Raw genomic sequence first — 16,669 nt, 5'->3', positions numbered from 1 at the left:
CACCCACCGCGCCCCCCCCGCCGGGGGGGCGCCCGGCCCCCCCACCCCCCCCCCCGGGGGCCCCCCGCGCCCCCCCCCCCCCCGCCCCCGGCGCGGCCGCGGGGCCCCCCCCGCGGCCCCCACGCCCACTTCAACCTTCAGGGGTTACCAGAGACCGATGATCTTGATCCGCACGGGTTTGATGCTGTTGTTCCTGCTGGCGACACTGTCGTCCTCCGGCGCCGGCGAAGCCGATCTGCGCGGCATCATCGCCAAATTCGCCACGGCCAAGGGCTTTTCCGAGATCGGGGCCGTCGTCCACGAACTGGCGGCCGCCGGCGATCCGGCGGTAGAGCGGCCGCTTGCGGCACTTGCCGACGGCAACCTGTATGTCCGCAAGGCTGATTCCCTTGTGTTTGTCGGCAAGGAAGCGGGCGAAAGCGTCCAGCTTTCCGACCCGTTGAGCGGCGAGGCGTCGGGCGAAGCGGCCAAGGACGGCATCACCAAGATCAAGGTCAACAACACGCTGCGTCGCGTCATACGCGATGCGTTGGGCACGCTGACGCTCGGCGCCAAGGACCCGGCCGTGCGTGTTGCCGCCGCCGACACCATGTTCAAGACTCCCGACGCCGCAAACATCGGACCGCTCGACACGGCAATCGCCAGTGAGACCGTGGCCAGCGTCAAGGCGCTGCTCGAACAGGCTCGTGCCGCCTCCGTTCTGGTCTCCGACCGGCCCGAAGCCGACAAGCTCGCTGCAATTGCCCTGATCGGCGCGCGTGGCGACCGCGATGCGGTTTCCCTGCTCACCTCGGTCGAGGCGAATTCCACCGACGCGGTCAAGCAAGCGGCGACGACCGCAATCGCCAACATCAATTCGACGCTGGCCTTCTGGGATGCCGGGCAGAACATCTGGTACGGCATCTCGCTGGGCTCGGTGCTGCTGCTGGCGGCAATCGGCCTTGCCATTACCTTCGGCGTCATGGGTGTCATCAACATGGCGCATGGCGAGATGGTCATGCTCGGCGCCTACACGACCTTCGTCGTCCAGCAGGTGATCCGCACCTCCTTTCCCGGCCTGTTCGACTGGTCGCTGGTCATTGCGCTGCCGCTGGCCTTCCTCGTCGCGGCCCTTGTTGGCCTGATCATCGAGCGCGGCGTCATCCGTTTCCTCTATGGCCGGCCGCTTGAAACGCTGCTGGCGACATGGGGCGTCTCGCTGATCCTGCAGCAGGCCGTGCGCTCGATCTTCGGGCCGACCAACCAGGAGGTCGGCAACCCATCCTGGATGTCGGGCTCGTTCAATCTCGGACAGTTGGCGATCACCTGGAACCGGCTGTGGATCCTGGTTTTCGCGCTCGCTGTCTTCGGCATCCTGCTCTACGTGATGAAGCGCACGCCCTGGGGCCTGCAGATGCGCGCCGTCACCGCCAACCGGCGCATGGCCGCCTCGATGGGCATCAGGACGCCATGGGTAGACGCGCTGACCTTCGCGCTCGGCTCCGGCATTGCAGGCATTGCCGGCGTCGCGCTCAGCCAGATCGACAACGTCTCGCCCAATCTCGGTCGCGGCTACATCATCGACAGCTTCATGGTCGTCGTCTTCGGCGGCGTCGGCAATCTGTGGGGCACGCTGGTCGGCGCCTTCTCGCTCGGCATCGTCAACAAGTTCCTCGAGCCCTATGCGGGCGCGGTGCTCGGCAAGATCGTCGTGCTGGTGCTGATCATCCTGTTCATCCAGAAGCGCCCGCGCGGCCTGTTCGCGCTCAAGGGCAGGGCGGTGGAAGCATGATCACGGGACGCTTCTTTGCCGCCGGCGCGGACCGCCGCATCGCCATCACGATCTTCATCCTGCTGGCGGTGGCCGTCCTTGTGCCGCTGCTCAACCTTGCGGTGTCTCCCACCAGCGCCTTCTACGTCCCTTCCTACATCGTCGCGCTGACAGGCAAATATCTCTGCTATGCGCTGCTCGCCTTGGCGCTTGACCTGGTCTGGGGCTATTGCGGCATCCTCTCGCTCGGTCACGGCGCCTTCTTCGCGCTCGGCGGCTATGCGATGGGCATGTATCTGATGCGGCAGATCGGTTCGCGCGGCGTTTACGGCAATCCCATCTTGCCCGACTTCATGGTGTTCCTGAACTACAAGGAATTGCCCTGGTTCTGGTACGGTTTCGACCATTTCTGGTTCGCCGGCCTCATGGTGCTCGCGGTGCCCGGCCTGCTCGCTTTCGTCTTTGGCTGGTTCGCCTTCCGCAGCCGCGTCACCGGCGTTTATCTCTCGATCATCACCCAGGCGATGACCTACGCGCTGCTGCTTGCCTTTTTTCGCAACGACATGGGGTTCGGCGGCAACAACGGCCTGACCGATTTCAAGGATATTCTCGGCTTCAACGTGCAGGCCGACGCGACGCGTTCGGCGCTGTTCGCGGCCAGCGCCGTGATGCTGGCACTTGCCGTCTTCGTCACCTGGGCGATCGTCGGCTCCAAATACGGCAAGCTCCTGATGGCGGTGCGCGATGCCGAGAGCCGCACGCGCTTCCTCGGCTGGCGGGCCGAGAACGTGAAACTGTTCGCCTTCACCGTCTCGGCTGTCATGGCCGGCATAGCCGGCGCGCTCTACGTGCCGCAGGTCGGCATCATCAATCCGGGCGAGTTCGAGCCGGCCAATTCGATTGAAGTCGTCGTCTGGGCGGCTGTCGGCGGGCGCGGCACCATCGTCGGGCCGATCATCGGTGCGCTGCTGGTCAATGCCGGCAAATCCTGGTTCACCGGCGTGCTACCGGAGTTCTGGCTGTTTGCACTGGGCGGGCTGTTCGTCGCCGTCACGCTTTTGCTGCCCAAAGGCATCATCGGCATGTGGGACAGTTGGCGCGGCAACGCCAGGGCGTTGCGAGCAGCTTCGATTGCCGAGGAAGCCGGCAGCGACCCCGACGTTCCGACGCCGGCTAAAATCGTTCGCAGCGAGGCGAGCAAGCCCGGCAACTGGTCCGCCAGCAACCCCGAACCGCAGCCGGCGGAGTGAGCGACCATGTCAAAGTCGAACACGATCCTTTATCTCGACGGCGTCTCGGTCTCCTTCGACGGCTTTCGCGCCATCAACAATCTGTCGCTGGTGCTCGACAAGGGTGAGATGCGCGCCATCATCGGCCCCAACGGCGCCGGCAAGACGACGATGATGGACATCGTCACCGGCAAGACGCGGCCCGACGAAGGCGACGTGTTCTTCGACGGCCAGGTCGATCTGACCAAGCATGACGAGGCCGAAATCGCCATGATGGGCATCGGCCGCAAGTTTCAGAAGCCGACCGTGTTCGAAAGCCACACGATCGAGGAAAACCTGATGTTGGCGCTGAAGGGACCGCGCTCGATCTTCCCGGCGCTGTTCCATCGCCGCTCGACCGCCGAGACGCGGCAGATCGATGACATCCTCGGCATCATCCGGCTTGGCGACAAGCGTGACGAACTGGCGGCCAATCTGAGCCATGGACAAAAGCAGTGGCTCGAGATCGGCATGCTCCTGGCACAGGACCCGAAACTGCTTCTGGTCGACGAACCGGTCGCCGGCATGACCGATGCCGAGACCGAGGAAACCGCTCGTCTGCTCAAGGACATCGCCCGCGACCATTCGGTCATCGTCGTCGAGCATGACATGCATTTCGTGCGCGAGCTCGGCGTCAAGGTCACCTGCCTGCATGAGGGCTCGGTGCTCTCGGAAGGCACACTCGATTTCGTGTCGGCCGACGAGCGTGTCGTCGAAGTCTATCTGGGGAGATGAGCATGGTCTGGCGGGTGCAGTTCCATCATTTCGATCTGTCGTTTCTGCGGTTCTGGAAAAGGCGCTGACATGCTCGAAGTTTCCAATGCCACGCTGCACTACGGCGCCGCCCAGGCACTGCGCGGCGTGTCGCTGAAGGCGGGCGCCGGCAAGATCACCTGCGTGCTCGGCCGCAACGGCGTCGGCAAGACCAGTTTGATGAGATCGATCGTCGGCCACCACCGGCTGACGAGCGGAAGCGTTGCCTTCGAGGGGAAGGCGCTCGACCGGAGCGCGGCGTATGACCGCGCCCGGTCGGGCATCGCATTCGTACCGCAGGGCAGGGAGGTCTTTCCGCTGCTCACCGTGCGGGAGAACCTGGAATCAGGCTTTGCGCCGCTGAAACGGGCCGACCGCAACATTCCGGCGCATGTCTTCGAATTGTTCCCGGTGCTGAAGCAGATGCTCGGCCGCCGCGGCGGTGATCTTTCCGGGGGCCAGCAGCAGCAGCTCGCCATCGGACGGGCGCTGGTGATGCGGCCGAAACTGCTGGTGCTCGACGAGCCGACCGAGGGCATCCAGCCGTCGATCATCAAGGACATCGGCCGCGCCATCCGCTACCTGCGTGACCAGGCCGGCATCGCCGTGCTTCTGGTCGAACAATATCTCGATTTCTGTCGCGAGTTGGCCGACGAAGTCAACATCATGGACCGTGGCGTGATCGTCCATACCGGTCCGGCGGAAGATCTGGACCGTGCTGATGTCAGGAAGTTCCTGACGGTCTAGAATCGCCAACGCACTTCAGTTGACGATCCGAAGTCCTTGGCAAGTCCAGTATTTCTCCGGCCCTGCACCAGCGTCTCTGGTGCATCGGCAACTGCGTGCTAGTCTTTTCCTAGGCTTTTGTGAGTCGGCCGCTTCCGTACCAGTCTGGTTTATCGCAGATCGAGGAGCACGGCCAATGCCGGGCAAGTTTCACGCAAGCAAGGCTGCCTAGCTTCCCTCCTGCGATCTCTGTCGTTCAAACGCGTTTGGGCACACAGGCTAAGGGACAGCCATGGAACGTTACGTCGAGGATTACCAGAAGCGGCGGCTTATCGAACGTGTCGATATCATCGCTGCCATCAACATCTTGAGATCACAGGGCTGCGATTACGACGATCTGATCGAGGAGATCACCAAGGTCTTCTATGTCGATCTCGATACCTTCAATGAGATTGTCATGGCGGCCTAGGAGCTGCATTCGTCTCGCCACGATCAGAGGCCGGTGTTGACACACGCGATCAGCCTGCGCGCTTGAACGGAGAAGCCGTGACGCGGTTGCGGCCGGCGCGCTTGGCGTCATAGAGCGCCTTGTCGGCGGCATTGAGCACCTTGTCGAAGCCGAGGCCTTCCTTGGTGCCGAAAGCAAATCCGGCACTGACCGTGCATATCAGCGAGCCTGTCTCGGTTTCGATGTGGTGCGCGGCGAAAGCTGCCCGGATGGCCTCGGCGGTGGCCTCCACCGTTTCGGGCAAGGTCCGCTTCAGCACCAGCGCGAATTCCTCGCCGCCCATGCGCGCGGCGACATCACCCGGGCGAAGATTGCTGGCGAGTTCCCGTGCAAATACCTTCAGCACCTCATCGCCGGCGGCGTGGCCGAATTCGTCGTTGATGGCCTTGAAGTTGTCGAGGTCGAAGACGACCACCGCCGTGAAGGCACCGACCGGCGCATCGCCGTGCAGGTCGAATAGGGCGCGGCGGTTGAGCAGGCCGGTCAGCGGGTCGGTCAGGGCATTGTGGCGGTGATGCCGGGCCAGACGCCCTTGGTTCAGGGCCAGGGAAAGCGCTCCGATGCCGGTCATGCTGGCGATAACGATGATGAGGCTCAGTTCCTCGGCCCAGTTGCTTGGCGCATGTCCAAGGACCAGCTTTCCCTCCCAAGCCAAAACCATGGCGCAGAGAGCAAAGGATGCGGCCGTGGCCGAATAGAGCGCGGTGATACCGGTTGTCAGGGCAGGGGCTTCGTCGCGGCCTTTCCAGTATTCGACCGCCGTTGCGAACAGAAGCAAGGCGGCGAAGGCATTTTCGAACATGAAGCCCAGCCCGTCATAGCCTAGAGCCATGGGAGGCAATGTCACGGCCAGCGAAATGGCGCTGCCAAACGCCGTTCGCGGCACTGGCGAGCCGCCGGTTCTGAACTGGTAGGCCGCGCCCAGCATTGTCGAGAAACCGAGCAGGAGGAAAGCCAGCGTGGCGATGCCCAGCAGGCGCCCGGGCATATCGATATAGGCGTCATAGAAAAAAATATCGCCGACCACGAACACCAGGCTGACCGCCCATGTCAGCAGGAACTTTTCCGAGCGAGCGGTCAGCCACATGCCAAACAAGGTCAGGCTCAGGCAGGCAGCGGAAAAACCGACAGCCAGCAGAAGTGAAGTGTAGTCGAGCGACATGCCCCTCGTCCTTGCCTGCGGCGGCCCAGATTTGCGACTGGTTCAGCTGGATTCATGCAGCAAGGAGGTATCGATAAGGTTACGACGATGGCGAAGATGCCATGATTCCGCAGCGTCAGGGCACCGGCAGACCCTGGTCCACCCGCTTCATCAGTGCCATGGCGCCGAACGGCGCTCGCACCTTGCCCTCCGTGATGAAGTAGACGAACACGTCGCGCGGCTTGACCGGCGCATCGGTGGCGGGGTCGGCGCGCCGCAGGTCGGCGGGCTGCTTGCCTTGCGCCCAGATCTTTACCCGCGCGGCCCATTCATCGAGGCCTTTCGGCGTGTAGCAGTCGGGATTGTCATCGCTACCGGTCTGCAGCCGGGCGTAGACGAAATCGGCGGTGACGTCGGCGATATCGGGATATTTGGCATGGTCGGCGTAGACGATCGCGGCCTTGTATTTTCGGGCAAGTGCTGCGAATTCCGGCACGACAAAACTGTCGTTGCGGACCTCGACCGCGTGGCGCAGCGCAACGCCGTCCTGCTTTTCCGGCAGCAGTTTCAAAAAGGCTTCGAAATCGTCCGGATCGAATTTCTTGGTCGGCGCGAACTGCCACAGGATCGGCCCGAGCTTTTCCCCGAGTGCGGCAACGCCCGAGCCGAGGAAGCGCGTCATCGATTCGCCGGCCTCGCCCAGCACGCGCCGGTTGGTGACGAAGCGGTTGCCCTTTAGCGAGTACACGAAACCGTCCGGCGCCTCGTTGGCCCATTTGACGAAGGTCGGTTCCTTGAAGCTGGAATAGTAAGTGCCGTTGACCTCGATGCTCGGCACCTGGCGAGTGGCGTAGTTCAGCTGCTTGGCCTTGGAAAGCTTGTCGGGATAGAAGGACGTATCCCAAGGCTCGAAGGTCCAGCCGCCCATGCCGGCGCGGATCGTTCCCGATGTGCTCATTGTCATCCTCCCAAGTTCAGAAATCAGGCCGCTGTGCTCTCGTGGACCGATTTCGCCATGTCGACCAGCACCCATCCCGGCCGATAGGGATTGGGCCGGCGACCCGTTTCGTGGAAACCATAGGCCAGATAGAGCGCGATGTTCCGTTCCATCCTGGCGTTGGTGTAAAGCCGCACCTCGGGCAGCCCCAGAGACGGGTCAGCTCATCCGCGTGTTTCAGCAGCGCAATGCCGAAGCCCTTGCCCTGAAAGTCAGGAGAGACCGCGACGGAGAAGATCATCGCGTGGTCGTCATGCCGTTCCAGCGTGATCAGTCCGGCAAGTCCGCCGCCACTTTCCAACACCCACACCTCACCACGCGCGATGCGCGGCGCGTAGTCCTCGGTGACTGGGATCGGCGGTGCGCCTAACAGTGCAGTGTAAGGCGCATAGGCCGCTTGCGTCAGCGAGACGACGGTTTGGAGATCACCGGCAAGCGCTCTTCTGATTTTCATTCAAAAGCTCTCCAGGCGCCAACCGGTCCGATCACTCCGCCGCTTCGCGCTTGCCTCCGGGGCGCCGCTCCAGCAGCTCCTTGAGGAACTGGCCGGTGTAGCTGCGCTTCTCGCGCACGATCGCTTCCGGCGTGCCGGAGGCAACCAGTTCGCCGCCGCCGTCGCCGCCTTCGGGGCCGAGGTCGAGCACCCAGTCGGCGGTCTTGATCACTTCGAGATTGTGCTCGATGACCACCACCGTGTTGCCCTGGTCGACCAGTTCATGCAGCACTTCCAACAGCTTGGCGACGTCGTGGAAATGCAGGCCGGTGGTCGGCTCGTCGAGGATATAGAGCGTCTTGCCAGTTGCCTTGCGCGACAGTTCCTTGGCCAGCTTGATGCGCTGCGCCTCGCCGCCTGACAGCGTCGTCGCCTGCTGGCCGATATGGATGTAGCCGAGGCCGACCTGCTTCAGCGTATCGAGCTTGTCGCGCACGCCGGGCACGGCGGCGAAGAAGTCGACGCCTTCCTCGACTGTCATGTCGAGCACGTCGGCGATCGACTTGCCCTTGAACACGACGTCGAGCGTCTCTCTGTTATAGCGTTTGCCGTGGCAGACGTCGCAGGTGACGTAGACGTCGGGCAAGAAGTGCATCTCGATCTTGATGACGCCGTCGCCCTGGCAGGCCTCGCAACGGCCGCCCTTGACGTTGAACGAAAAACGTCCGGGCTGATAGCCGCGCGCCTTGGCTTCCGGCAGGCCCGCGAACCAATCGCGGATCGGTGTGAAAGCGCCTGTATAGGTGGCGGGATTCGAACGCGGGGTCCTGCCAATGGGCGACTGGTCGATGTCGATGACCTTGTCGAGGAATTCGAGGCCCTCGATGCGGTCGTGGTCGGCCGGGTGCTCGCGCGAGCCCATGATGCGGCGCGAGGCAGCCTTGAACAGGGTTTCGATCAGGAAGGTCGACTTGCCGCCGCCCGACACGCCGGTGACGGCGGTGAAGGTGCCGAGCGGGATTTCGGCGGTGACGTTCTTCAGATTGTTGCCGCGCGCGCCGACGATCTTCAGGCGGCGGTTCTTCTTCGCTTCACGCCGCACGCCGGGCGTCGCCACTTCGAGCGCGCCGGACAGATATTTGCCGGTGATCGAATTGGGATTGGCCATTACCTGCTGCGGCGTGCCCTGGGCGATGATCTCGCCGCCATGGATGCCGGCGGCCGGACCCATGTCGACGACATAGTCGGCATGCAGGATGGCGTCCTCGTCATGCTCGACGACGATCACCGTGTTGCCGATATCGCGCAGGTGCTTCAGCGTATCGAGGAGGCGGGCATTGTCGCGCTGATGCAGGCCGATCGACGGTTCGTCCAGCACATAGAGCACGCCGGTGAGACCGGAGCCGATCTGCGATGCCAGCCGGATGCGCTGGCTCTCGCCGCCCGACAGCGTGCCGGAATTGCGCGACAGCGTCAGATAGTCGAGCCCGACATCGTTGAGGAAGCGCAGCCGCTCGCGGATTTCCTTCAAGACGCGCACCGCGATCTCGTTCTGCTTGTCGTTGAGCGACGCCGGCAGGTCAGTGAACCACTGGTCGGCCTTGCGAATGGAAAGCTCGGTGACTTCGCCGATGTGCCTGCCGGCGATTTTCACCGCCAGCGACTCGGGCTTCAGCCGATAACCCTTGCAGGCCGGGCAGGGCGTGGCCGACATGAAGCGCTCGATCTCTTCACGCATCCAGGCGGATTCGGTCTCTTTCCAGCGCCGCTCGAGATTGGGAATGACGCCTTCAAAGGTCTTGGTGGTCTTGTAGGAGCGCAGGCCGTCATCATACTGGAAGGTGATTTCGCGCTCACCCGTGCCGTGCAGGATAGCTTCCTTGGCCTCTTCGGACAAATCCTTGAACTTGTCGCCAAGCTTGAAGCCATAGGCCTTGCCCAGCGCTTCCAGCGTTTGAGCGTAATAGGGGGAAGTCGATTTCGCCCACGGGCTGACGGCGCCGTCCCGCAGCGAGATGTTCTCGTCCGGAACGATCAGATTGCCGTCGATGGCACGCTGGCTGCCGAGACCGTCGCAGGTCGGGCAGGCGCCGAACGGGTTGTTGAACGAGAACAGCCGCGGTTCGATTTCCGGAATGGTGAAGCCGGAGACCGGGCAAGCGAACTTTTCCGAGAACAGGATGCGCTCATGCGTCTCGTTCTTCGACTTGTTGACCGAATCCTCGCCGGTCTGGCTGGCATCGAGCGGCTTGTCGGCGAATTCGGCGACCGCCAGCCCATCGGCCAGCTTCAGCGCCGTTTCGATGGAATCGGCGAGCCGCGTCGCCAGATCGCCGCGCACGACGATGCGGTCGACGACGACGTCGAGGTCATGCTTGTACTTCTTGTCCAGCGCCGGCACGTCGGCGATCTCATAGAAGACGCCGTCGACCTTGACGCGTTGAAAGCCCTTCTTCTGCAGCTCCAAGAGTTCCTTGCGGTACTCGCCTTTGCGGCCGCGCACCATCGGCGCCAGGATGAACAGGCGCGTGCCTTCCTCGATCGCCAGCACGCGGTCGACCATCTGCGAAACCGTCTGGCTCTCGATCGGCAGGCCGGTGGCTGGCGAATAGGGGATGCCGACGCGCGCAAAAAGCAGCCGCATATAGTCGTAGATCTCGGTGACGGTGCCGACCGTTGAACGCGGGTTCTTCGAGGTGGTCTTCTGCTCGATGGAAATGGCGGGCGACAGGCCGTCGATCTGGTCGACGTCAGGCTTCTGCATCATCTCAAGGAATTGCCGCGCGTAGGCCGACAGGCTTTCGACGTAGCGGCGCTGGCCCTCGGCATAGATCGTGTCGAAGGCAAGCGATGACTTGCCGGATCCCGACAGGCCGGTCATGACAATCAGGCTGTCACGCGGCAAGTCGAGATCGACATTCTTCAGATTGTGTTCGCGCGCCCCGCGAATGGAAAGATATTTATGGTCGGCCATAGCCGGTCGCCGCCTCAGAATCTGGAATTTCCTGGAATGGCGGGTTTTCCCGGCCATCCCCTATGTAGGTAGTTTTGCCGCCACGTCGAGATACGCCACAATTCCCGACGAGAGCGTTTAAGCGTCTTTCGCGTGAACGGGCAAGCGGAAAGAACAAAGGCCGAACACGCTCCTGACAAAGCTGTGCAAAAACTGACTTGCACGTAACCTCCCGGCGATCACATTTTTCGGTAACCGGCTATTGATGGTTGACGCCACCAACTGAGGGGAGCAGTCTCCAGCAGTCAACGAAGCCGGCCGTCTTTCGATGGCCTCGCCGCCCAAAGGTGGCCTGCGAGACGCCGCAGGCATTTGCGATTTGTGCTTCGAATTGACAACAATCGCAACGGACAGAGGAGCGGAGCTATGACGCCACCGGATCGTCCCCCAGGGTTCCAGTTGTCACTGGAGCCGAGGCAGGCATAAGTGCCAGGGTTCAGCGTTTTCGCCAGCCGGCAAACCGTGACCTGCCATCTCTCGTAAAAATCAGAGACTACTAGTCGGATCGTCGGCTGAATGCCGCGGTGCATCCGAAATCAAACGCCGGCAGTACACTCCCGGTAAAATTGGATTTGAGATCCAAAAAGGCCCCGTCCGTTTGCGCAAAGCACGGCGGGGCCGTTTTCATGTGCGGATTGTCTTGTGGGCGACAGGCGCAGCGCGACACGCGCTGTCAGTGGCGCGGCGGCCCGATCGAGCCGGCGCCGACATCGACGGTGATGCTGCCGGAAATCCTGACATCGGTATCGCCGATCTTGAATGTACCGTTCTCGCCGGCTGGCAGCGCATCGTCCGGCTCGGGAGCCGGCTTGGCGATGCGGTAGTCGCCGGTTACGCCGGGAAGGGCGCTTTTTTGCGTCGACGACGAACTGTCGTCGGCAAGTGCCGCGCCGCTGATGAGGCCCGCAATGGCGAGCGCTACAACGGCGATGACGCGGTGCAATGATCTGGACTGATGAGTGTCGGTCATCGCAGGACTATAGTGGCGCGTCGCCGATGGAACCAGACCGGCATCGTCAAATCTTCGACTAACTGCCGGACGGTCTCCGATCCGACCCTGGCTTACGCCGCTTTCTTTCGCGTGTCGAAAACATGGTCGACGATGCCCCAGGACTGGGCCTCGCGGGCGGTCATGAAGTGGTCGCGGTCGAGCGTGCGTTCCACCTCTTCATAGCTGCGGCCGCAATGCTGCGCGTAAAGTTCGGCCATGTGCCGTTTCGTCCGGCCGATGCGCTCGGCATGGCGCTGGATGTCGGAGGCTTGGCCTTGGAACCCGCCCAGCGGCTGATGCAGCAGGATGGTGGCATTCGGCAGGGAAATCCGACGCCCCGGTGTGCCTGCCATCAGCAGGAACGAGCCCATCGAGGCGGCAAAGCCCATGCATACGGTGGACACCGGGCAGCTGATATATTGCATCGTATCGTAGATGGCGAATCCGCTGGTCACCACGCCGCCCGGCGAGTTGATGTAGAGCGAGATCTCCTTGTCGGGATTGTCCGATTCCAGCGACAAAAGCTGCGCGCAGACCAGCGCCGAGATGTCATCGTTGATCTCGCCATTGATGAAGATGATGCGCTCGCGCAGCAGCCGCGAAAAGATGTCGAAGGCACGTTCGCCGCGGCTCGATTGCTCGATGACCATCGGCACCAGACTGGCAACACCGCTCATTGTCTCTCTCCGTCCGTTTTGTTTTCAGGCCGCGCGAAGCAGGAGGCGAGGCGTGTTTGCGGCGATTGGCTTAGATGACCTGTTCGCACCGAGCGAAACCCGGCAGCCGGCGCCTGCCATGGCGACGGCAGGCATGGTCTTGCGGGCAAAGCCGTCATGGACGATGCGCAGATGCGTGCCGCCGGAAACGGTTCGGGCAAGTGTGAAGGTGACGGTACTGTCGAGCGGCCCCTGCCTGGCGGCGTCGCCCGGCTGCTCCCGCCAGGAATAGCGCAGCAGCTTCTCGGGTTCGGCGTCGAGGATTTCGCATTCGATCGGCGTGTCCGGTCCGGCGAAGGCAAAACGGTTGCCGATCTCGGGGCTGATGTCGTTCGGCATCATCCAGGCGGCCAGCAATTCCGGTACGGTCAGGGCCCGCCAGACCTTTTCCGGCGGCTCGGCAAGCTCGTACTCGAACTCGAGCGCATCCGGGGCGTCGCCTTGGCCGTGGTTGGTCGTTGATCCCGCCTTCTTCATTGATCCATGTCCTTCAAAACCGCCTTCAGCCTTTCGATGCGCTCCGGCCAGAAGGTCCGGTAGCGTTCGATCCAGGAGAGCAAGGGGGCGAGCCCCTGCGGATCGGCGCGGTAATAGGCGTTGCGGCCGGCTCGCCGCTCGACCACCAGCCCGGCGCCACGCAGCACCGCCAGATGCTGCGACACCGCGGGCTGCGACACCGTCATCCCGGTGCGCAATTCCGACACGCTCATCTCGCCGGCGGCCAGCCGCTCAAAGACGGCGCGGCGCGTCGGGTCGGCCAGTGCGCGAAAAATCTCTGCTTCGATCATGCCAAAAGCATAAGTGCATACTTATTGATTTGGCAAGCGGTCTTTTCAGGCCCATATGATCGGCTTCGGCGTTGCTGCCATTCCTTGACAATAAGCAGCGATGCGGATAAGAACGAAAAGGGAACAAAAACCTTGTGGGTAAAGGCAGCCATGGCAAGCGGCGATCGCCTGCAGCCTGTAAGGTGCTGCGACAAAAATTTGTTTCGGATGAGCGCGGAGAAATATCATGGCGGGTAGCGTCAACAAGGTCATTCTGGTCGGCAATCTCGGCGCGGATCCCGAAATCCGTCGCCTGAATTCGGGTGAACCGGTCGTCAACATCCGCATCGCCACATCGGAAAGCTGGCGCGACAAGAATTCCGGCGAACGCAAGGAAAAAACCGAGTGGCACAACGTCGTCATCTTCAATGAGGGCATCGCCAAGGTGGCGGAGCAGTATCTAAAGAAGGGCATGAAGGTCTATGTCGAGGGCCAGTTGCAGACGCGCAAATGGCAGGACCAGACCGGTGCCGACAAGTACACGACGGAAGTCGTTCTGCAGAAATTCCGCGGTGAGCTGCAGATGCTCGACGCACGCGGACAGGGCGAGGGCGGTCAGGTCGGCGGCTATACCGGTGGCGGCAGCAGCCGTGGTTCCGATTTCGGCCAGTCCAGCCCGAGCGAAGGCTTCAATCGCGGTGGCGGCGGTGCCAAGAGCGGCGGCGGCGGTGGTTCGTCGCGCGAATTGGATGACGAAATCCCGTTCTGATCGCAACAGTTATGTCAGACACAGTGCCCCGAGAGTCGTTCATGGACTTTCGGGGTTTTGCATCGTGATTGAGGCTGACCGGGCCGATCAACGAAATACGGTGAGAGGACGAGTTGGGTGAAAGCGCGCGTAAAGTGGGTCGAGGAGCGCACCTTCGTCGGGGAATCCGGCAGCGGTCACATGGTCGTGCTCGGAACAGCGCACGGACCGGAAGGCAGGACGCCGGGTCCAAGCCCGATGGAGCTGGTGCTGATCGGCACCGGTGGCTGTTCGGCCTATGATGTCGTGCATATCCTCGAAAAGGGCCGCGAGGCGGTCGAGGACTGCGTGGTCGAGCTTGATGCCGAGCGGGCCGAAACCGAGCCAAGAGTGTTCACCCGCATTCACATGCATTTCGTCGTCAAGGGCAGGGCACTCTCCAGCGTCAAGGTGAAACGCGCGATCGACCTTTCGATCGAAAAATATTGCTCGGCCTCCGCGATGCTGGCCGAGACCGCCACGATTACCCACGATTTCGAGGTCATCGACACGACGGCGAAATAGAACCGGCTTCGGGTTCTCGCCGCGTCAGCCTCTCAGCCTGCTATCAGCGCCTTGATACCGTCGGCGACGAATTGCACAGCCAGTGCCGCCAGGATGACGCCAAGCAGACGGGTCAGGATCGAGCGGCCGGTCTGGCCGAGGATGCGGTCTATGCGTTCCGACAGCACGAACACCAGATAGGTGATGGCGAGGCAGACGAAGATGATGCCGACCAGCGCCGCCTGCGCGGCAAAGCCTTGAAACGAGCCGGAAAGCAGCACAGTTGCCGAAATGGCACCAGGGCCCGCGATCAGTGGGATCGCCAGCGGGAAGGCGGCGATGTTGTGGATCATGTCCTTGGTGATGGCGACGTCGCCGATCTTCTCCTTGCGGTCCTGCCGGCGCTCGAACACCATCTCGAAGGCGATGAAGAACAGCAGGAAACCGCCGGCGACGCGGAAGGCCGGCAACGTTATGCCGAACACCGACAGGATCGAGGCCCCGGCAACCGCAAACAGCGCCATCACTAGGAAACCGATGATCGAGGCGCGCACCGAAACCTGCTGGCGCTCCTCGCGGTTCATGCCGCGCGTCACGGCGAGGAACAGCGGCGCCAGGCCGGGCGGGTCGATGGTCACGAGAATGGTGACGAAAGCGTTGAACAGGCTGTCGAAACTCGGCATCTCTGACCCTCCCGCCGGGCTGTGCCCGTGCCAGAATACTGGTAGAGCAAAGCCCGTTCGGTGGGAACCGTTCGTGAGAAAGTGGTTGATGCGGGACAGAGGGCAGCGCGAAGGATCGCGACGCTTTTATTCTGGGCTGCTGCAATCCTCGGAGATCAAACCGCTCGCCGCGCCAGGAACTCGACTTCCAGCCGCCATGTCGCGCCATTGTCTTGCGAGCGTTCGCCCAGCCAGCGGAAGGAGTTTTCGGTGATGCGTGAAAAGCTCCAGCGTACCGAGCTGCCGGTGTCGTCGGCGCCCACTTGCACGATCGTGTCACCCTCGGCGCGGCCGAGCTGGCGGCTGAAATACTGGTTGCGCGGGTCGCTCCAGAAGATGTGCCAGGCATCCGCGCCGGGATCATAGACGCGCAGCGTCGTGCCGTAAAAAGTCCATGTGCCCAAGGATGGCGATGGACCGGCGTCCCGCGCGGGCAGGATCCACACGTCCTGGATCGCCCGGCCTTCCAGCACCCAGCCGAAATGCACCTCGCCACGCCCTGTCAGCACAGTGCCGTCCTCGAGGTGGCGCGAGGCCTCAAACGTCCAGGCGCCGACGAAGCGGCCGTAAAGGCTCAGTTTTTCGGCAAGCCCTTCGATCGGTCCGGAGCTATGCAGGGCTTCGGCAAACGAGGATTGATCGAACATGGCTGCGGTCTCTTCTTGTCAGGAGACCGTTAGGACTAGGCGGTGACGGGGTTCTGGGCTTGGGAAAAATTGCTATATTTCGACTATGACGACGACCACGCATAGTCTCGCATTCGGAGCCGGTTGGCACGTGACGGACGTCATTTGCACGGCCGGCGCCGGCGACCGGCCGTTCGAGGAAGCGCATCAGGATTTCTGCGTCGCTGCGGTCACCAGCGGCACGTTTCGCTACCGCGCCCAGCAAGGCACGGCGATGCTGGCGCCCGGCGCGCTCCTGCTCGGCAATCCCGGCACATGTTACGAATGCGGGCACGAGCATGGCAGCGGCGACCGTTGCCTCTCGTTCCATTTCGAGCCGGCTTACATGGAACGGATCGCAGCTGGCGTTCCGGGCGCCAGGAAGCTGGCTTTCGAGGCGGCGCGCCTGCCGCCTTTGCCGGTACTGGCGCCGCTCCTGGCCGAAGCGGAGACCGCGCGCGAGATGGCCTACATCGACGCCTTCGAGGAACTTTCCCTGCGCTTGGCCGGTGCTGCCGTGGCTACAGCCTCTGGCGCTACGCATGTCGGGCGCGCGCCCAGCCGCCGCGATCAGAAACGGGTGGCCGAGGCAGTGCGGCGGATCGAACTGGACGCCGATGGGCCTGTCTCGCTTTCAGCGCTTGCCGATGAGACAGCAACCAGTCCGTATCACTTCCTGCGCATCTTCCGGCAGGTGGCGGGCATGACGCCCTACCAATTCCTGCTCAGGACGCGATTGCACAGGGCGGCGGTGCGGCTACGCCTGTCGAACGATGCGGTCTCGGCGATCGCCTTCGAGGCAGGCTTCAACGATCTGTCGACCTTCAATCGTCGTTTTCGGCGGATCATCGGGGAGACGCCGGGCCAGTATCGCAGCCGCCGTGGCGCATGGGCCGTTTCTGCTTCGTGAATCGGCCCCATGCCCGCC

17 protein-coding genes and 1 pseudogene are annotated in these 16,669 nt (G+C 62.8%); 8 read left to right on the top strand and 10 right to left on the bottom strand.

The genetic code is table 11. The annotated features are described in order from the left end of the window. Positions 1-157: 157 nt before the first annotated feature. The 5 genes from urtB (at position 158) to AC0L24_RS09830 (ending at position 4,966) form a co-directional block, all read left to right on the top strand. Positions 158-1,771: an urea ABC transporter permease subunit UrtB gene (urtB, locus tag AC0L24_RS09850; protein WP_127271301.1), complete on the top strand. Its 1,614-nt coding sequence runs from the start codon at positions 158-160 to the stop codon at positions 1,769-1,771. Then, positions 1,768-3,000 (top strand): urea ABC transporter permease subunit UrtC, encoded by a 1,233-nt coding sequence (gene urtC / locus AC0L24_RS09845; protein ID WP_292138045.1) that lies wholly within the window; start codon positions 1,768-1,770, stop codon positions 2,998-3,000. The genes urtB and urtC overlap by 4 nt, the downstream gene beginning before the upstream one ends. A 6-nt stretch (positions 3,001-3,006) precedes the next feature. Next, complete coding sequence (gene urtD, locus AC0L24_RS09840) at positions 3,007-3,753, top strand: urea ABC transporter ATP-binding protein UrtD (protein ID WP_127271299.1); 747 nt, start codon at positions 3,007-3,009, stop codon at positions 3,751-3,753. Between the two features lie 69 nt (positions 3,754-3,822). Then, positions 3,823-4,518: an urea ABC transporter ATP-binding subunit UrtE gene (gene urtE / locus AC0L24_RS09835; protein WP_023813006.1), complete on the top strand. Its 696-nt coding sequence runs from the start codon at positions 3,823-3,825 to the stop codon at positions 4,516-4,518. Between the two features lie 271 nt (positions 4,519-4,789). Then, the gene (locus tag AC0L24_RS09830; protein ID WP_081738697.1) at positions 4,790-4,966 is read left to right on the top strand and encodes a hypothetical protein; all 177 of its coding nucleotides are present in this window, start codon (positions 4,790-4,792) and stop codon (positions 4,964-4,966) included. Positions 4,967-5,015: 49 nt separating this feature from the next. On the opposite strand, the gene AC0L24_RS09825 is transcribed toward AC0L24_RS09830, so the two are convergent. The 8 genes and pseudogenes from AC0L24_RS09825 to AC0L24_RS09790 form a co-directional block, all read right to left on the bottom strand. Then, positions 5,016-6,167, bottom strand: coding sequence for a GGDEF domain-containing protein (locus AC0L24_RS09825; RefSeq protein WP_127270118.1), 1,152 nt, complete (start codon positions 6,165-6,167; stop codon positions 5,016-5,018). Positions 6,168-6,282: 115 nt separating this feature from the next. After that, the gene (locus tag AC0L24_RS09820) at positions 6,283-7,104 is read right to left on the bottom strand and encodes a DUF72 domain-containing protein (RefSeq protein ID WP_473563670.1); all 822 of its coding nucleotides are present in this window, start codon (positions 7,102-7,104) and stop codon (positions 6,283-6,285) included. A gap of 23 nt (positions 7,105-7,127) precedes the next feature. Continuing rightward, positions 7,128-7,597: pseudogene (locus tag AC0L24_RS09815) on the bottom strand (GNAT family N-acetyltransferase). 31 nt (positions 7,598-7,628) lie between these two features. Continuing rightward, complete coding sequence (gene uvrA, locus AC0L24_RS09810; protein ID WP_127271296.1) at positions 7,629-10,550, bottom strand: excinuclease ABC subunit UvrA; 2,922 nt, start codon at positions 10,548-10,550, stop codon at positions 7,629-7,631. Between the two features lie 712 nt (positions 10,551-11,262). Next, the gene (locus tag AC0L24_RS09805) at positions 11,263-11,559 is read right to left on the bottom strand and encodes a hypothetical protein (protein ID WP_127810495.1); all 297 of its coding nucleotides are present in this window, start codon (positions 11,557-11,559) and stop codon (positions 11,263-11,265) included. A 92-nt stretch (positions 11,560-11,651) separates the two neighbouring features. Beyond that, positions 11,652-12,257 carry an ATP-dependent Clp protease proteolytic subunit gene (locus AC0L24_RS09800; RefSeq protein WP_127270740.1) on the bottom strand — a complete coding sequence of 202 codons (606 nt, stop codon included), beginning with the start codon at positions 12,255-12,257 and terminating at the stop codon, positions 11,652-11,654. Positions 12,258-12,281: 24 nt separating this feature from the next. Next, on the bottom strand, positions 12,282-12,773 hold the full coding sequence (locus AC0L24_RS09795) for an SRPBCC family protein (protein ID WP_127810494.1): 492 nt from the start codon (positions 12,771-12,773) through the stop codon (positions 12,282-12,284). Then, on the bottom strand, positions 12,770-13,084 hold the full coding sequence (locus AC0L24_RS09790; protein WP_013531836.1) for an ArsR/SmtB family transcription factor: 315 nt from the start codon (positions 13,082-13,084) through the stop codon (positions 12,770-12,772). The genes AC0L24_RS09795 and AC0L24_RS09790 overlap by 4 nt, the downstream gene beginning before the upstream one ends. Positions 13,085-13,310: 226 nt before the next feature. On the opposite strand from AC0L24_RS09790, the gene AC0L24_RS09785 reads away from it, so the two are divergent. Together AC0L24_RS09785 and AC0L24_RS09780 are read left to right on the top strand one after the other, a co-directional pair. Beyond that, positions 13,311-13,832 carry a single-stranded DNA-binding protein gene (locus AC0L24_RS09785; RefSeq protein WP_127270744.1) on the top strand — a complete coding sequence of 174 codons (522 nt, stop codon included), beginning with the start codon at positions 13,311-13,313 and terminating at the stop codon, positions 13,830-13,832. A gap of 117 nt (positions 13,833-13,949) precedes the next feature. After that, complete coding sequence (locus AC0L24_RS09780) at positions 13,950-14,375, top strand: OsmC family protein (protein ID WP_127810493.1); 426 nt, start codon at positions 13,950-13,952, stop codon at positions 14,373-14,375. A 32-nt stretch (positions 14,376-14,407) separates the two neighbouring features. On the opposite strand, the gene AC0L24_RS09775 is transcribed toward AC0L24_RS09780, so the two are convergent. Both AC0L24_RS09775 and AC0L24_RS09770 read right to left on the bottom strand, forming a co-directional pair. After that, complete coding sequence (locus AC0L24_RS09775) at positions 14,408-15,037, bottom strand: MarC family protein (RefSeq protein ID WP_013531832.1); 630 nt, start codon at positions 15,035-15,037, stop codon at positions 14,408-14,410. Positions 15,038-15,192: 155 nt separating this feature from the next. Further along, complete coding sequence (locus tag AC0L24_RS09770) at positions 15,193-15,723, bottom strand: hypothetical protein (protein ID WP_127269843.1); 531 nt, start codon at positions 15,721-15,723, stop codon at positions 15,193-15,195. 85 nt (positions 15,724-15,808) lie between these two features. On the opposite strand from AC0L24_RS09770, the gene AC0L24_RS09765 reads away from it, so the two are divergent. Next, positions 15,809-16,651: a helix-turn-helix transcriptional regulator gene (locus AC0L24_RS09765; RefSeq protein ID WP_127810492.1), complete on the top strand. Its 843-nt coding sequence runs from the start codon at positions 15,809-15,811 to the stop codon at positions 16,649-16,651. Positions 16,652-16,669: the final 18 nt, after the last annotated feature.

This window comes from Mesorhizobium sp. WSM4809, from assembly GCF_055811655.1.
This window is presented reverse-complemented; position numbering and strand designations above follow the sequence as displayed.

Excerpts from the sequence above, each read along its gene's own strand:
- urtB (WP_127271301.1), top strand. The coding sequence starts at position 158 with ATGATCTTGATCCGCACGGGTTTGATGCTGTTGTTCCTGCTGGCGACA.
- urtC (WP_292138045.1), top strand. The coding sequence starts at position 1,768 with ATGATCACGGGACGCTTCTTTGCCGCCGGCGCGGACCGCCGCATCGCC.
- urtD (WP_127271299.1), top strand. The coding sequence starts at position 3,007 with ATGTCAAAGTCGAACACGATCCTTTATCTCGACGGCGTCTCGGTCTCC.
- urtE (WP_023813006.1), top strand. The coding sequence starts at position 3,823 with ATGCTCGAAGTTTCCAATGCCACGCTGCACTACGGCGCCGCCCAGGCA.
- AC0L24_RS09830 (WP_081738697.1), top strand. The coding sequence starts at position 4,790 with ATGGAACGTTACGTCGAGGATTACCAGAAGCGGCGGCTTATCGAACGT.
- AC0L24_RS09825 (WP_127270118.1), bottom strand. The coding sequence starts at position 6,167 with ATGTCGCTCGACTACACTTCACTTCTGCTGGCTGTCGGTTTTTCCGCT.
- AC0L24_RS09820 (WP_473563670.1), bottom strand. The coding sequence starts at position 7,104 with ATGAGCACATCGGGAACGATCCGCGCCGGCATGGGCGGCTGGACCTTC.
- uvrA (WP_127271296.1), bottom strand. The coding sequence starts at position 10,550 with ATGGCCGACCATAAATATCTTTCCATTCGCGGGGCGCGCGAACACAAT.
- AC0L24_RS09805 (WP_127810495.1), bottom strand. The coding sequence starts at position 11,559 with ATGACCGACACTCATCAGTCCAGATCATTGCACCGCGTCATCGCCGTT.
- AC0L24_RS09800 (WP_127270740.1), bottom strand. The coding sequence starts at position 12,257 with ATGAGCGGTGTTGCCAGTCTGGTGCCGATGGTCATCGAGCAATCGAGC.
- AC0L24_RS09795 (WP_127810494.1), bottom strand. The coding sequence starts at position 12,773 with ATGAAGAAGGCGGGATCAACGACCAACCACGGCCAAGGCGACGCCCCG.
- AC0L24_RS09790 (WP_013531836.1), bottom strand. The coding sequence starts at position 13,084 with ATGATCGAAGCAGAGATTTTTCGCGCACTGGCCGACCCGACGCGCCGC.
- AC0L24_RS09785 (WP_127270744.1), top strand. The coding sequence starts at position 13,311 with ATGGCGGGTAGCGTCAACAAGGTCATTCTGGTCGGCAATCTCGGCGCG.
- AC0L24_RS09775 (WP_013531832.1), bottom strand. The coding sequence starts at position 15,037 with ATGCCGAGTTTCGACAGCCTGTTCAACGCTTTCGTCACCATTCTCGTG.
- AC0L24_RS09770 (WP_127269843.1), bottom strand. The coding sequence starts at position 15,723 with ATGTTCGATCAATCCTCGTTTGCCGAAGCCCTGCATAGCTCCGGACCG.
- AC0L24_RS09765 (WP_127810492.1), top strand. The coding sequence starts at position 15,809 with ATGACGACGACCACGCATAGTCTCGCATTCGGAGCCGGTTGGCACGTG.